The organism is Stenotrophomonas sp. P5_B8 (genome assembly GCF_054049855.1).
On the sequence record NZ_JBFULO010000609.1, the window covers coordinates 1 to 1,768 of the forward strand.

A 1,768-nucleotide genomic window follows, 5' to 3' on the forward strand; every position below is an offset into this window, starting at 1 on the left:
AAGCAGGGGCACGCGGYAAGCGTTTGTCAGCTGAACCTGCGCGGCATGGACGACATTCTGTCGGTGATCTCTGCCTCCACCGACAACATCGAAGTCATGCATCGCGTGATGCATGACGCTGCGCAGCGCGAGAAGGTCTCGCAGGCAGAGCTCACCCCGGAACAGTGGCTTGGCGACTTTTACAAGAAACGGAAGGGCTCGCGCCAGTCCTCACCCAGCACGGATGCTGTGGCCTGATTGCGTCTGACGGCCAAGGCTCGGGAACGAATTGACAATGGAGACGATGATGAACAACGCGAAGAATAACCGAATGAACGGCCGCAGCCCGCGCCGCACCCGGCTTGCGGCACTGGTCATGGGCGTGGCGATGTCGGTAAGCGCCACGTCGGTGAACGCGGGCATGCCGGTGATCGATTACACCGCCATCATCCAGGCGATCAAGAGCAACTTCCAGGACATCGCGGAGTTTGCCAAGGAAAACACCCGCTGGATCAACCTGATGAAGGAATACACCAACGCGCTGGTTACGGTGCAGGGCATCATCAATAATTTCGGCCTGTCGCCGTCAGCGACCCTTACGCTTGTCCCCAATGACTACATGGTGACCGAGTCCTGCGGTCCGCGCACGGACATGAGCGTCACCGGAATGTTCGCTTACTTCGTATTTGATGCGAAGGGCGACGTGAAGGCTCAGCAGCGGCAGATTTGCGTCAACATCCGGATGATGCAGAACCGCAAGTACAACGACTCGGTCCTCTTCATCAAGGAGACGGTGCCGCTTATGGATTCCTCTTTGAAAGCGATCGAGGCACTGCGCCAGGGCAGCAAGCTGCTGGGCAACGTGACAGCGGTTGATAGCGACTCCATGCGTACCGCGAATGATCTGGCGGTTCAGGCACAGGCCTGGCAGGCACGCATGCAGTCCTATGACGCCTACATCGAGGTAATGGAGGCCAATCAAAAGGTGGTCGCCCAGGCCGCGCTGAAGGGCGATCCAAGCAAGCAGTTGATCAGTGATCTTGTGAAGACCACCGCGTTGAAGACGGCGCTCAGCGTTCACTGAGCTGGCGCCATGAATGTGTAGACAGGCGCTGCAAAGCAATGCGGCGTTTCATGCAGTAACGGAATTACCAAGGGATTGTGGAAATGACGATCAGGTGGCTGGCCAACTTTGATTTCTCAGGCGGATTGCAGGATCTGCTGGGCTACGCTGTGYGTGTCCAGTCGATCGGTGACTTCGTCTTCTTCAAGCTGATCATGGATTACCTGCGCGACAGGATCAGCGACTTCGGCATCGAGCTGATGGGTCGCATGATGGCTTGGGTAGGCGGGATCGCCCTGATTCTGATGACGCTCTGGGTGTTGATCCAAGGCTATCGAATCGTTACCGGTCGCAGTCGTGATTCGATGATGGTGCTCGTGACCAACATGGCGCGCGCGGCCTTGATCGTCAGTGTGGCCACCAGCATGGCCATGTTCGGCAGCAACCTGCAGGAATTCCTCAACGAGGATGTGAAGGGTCTTATCACCCACGTGGTGACGGGCAAGGATGAAAAGCCCGAAGACCAGATCGACAAGAGCCTGGCATGGATGCAGGTTGCCCTGTCCAGTATCGACGGAATCAAGATCCTGAATGACCCCGGCCTGCAGGCCGACAAAACGCGAGCGCTCTGGTTCATCGGCATGGGCACTGGCGGCCCGGCAGTGACRGCAGGTGCGATGCTGCTGCTTTACGAGGTGGCGTTGGCATTGTTCATCGGCCTTGGAC

Annotated in this window: 3 protein-coding genes; all 3 read left to right on the forward strand. The window is 57.8% G+C overall.

What is annotated here, in order from left to right; all coding sequences use genetic code 11:
* A partial coding sequence (locus ACXJKH_RS19915) for a hypothetical protein (protein WP_457321952.1) occupies positions 1-237 on the forward strand: 237 nt, incomplete at its 5' end.
* Positions 238-286: 49 nt separating this feature from the next.
* The gene (locus tag ACXJKH_RS19920) at positions 287-1,063 is read left to right on the forward strand and encodes a hypothetical protein (RefSeq protein ID WP_457321953.1); all 777 of its coding nucleotides are present in this window, start codon (positions 287-289) and stop codon (positions 1,061-1,063) included.
* A gap of 83 nt (positions 1,064-1,146) precedes the next feature.
* Positions 1,147-1,768 (forward strand): type IV secretion system protein (locus ACXJKH_RS19925; protein WP_457321955.1); only part of this gene is annotated, 622 nt, incomplete at its 3' end.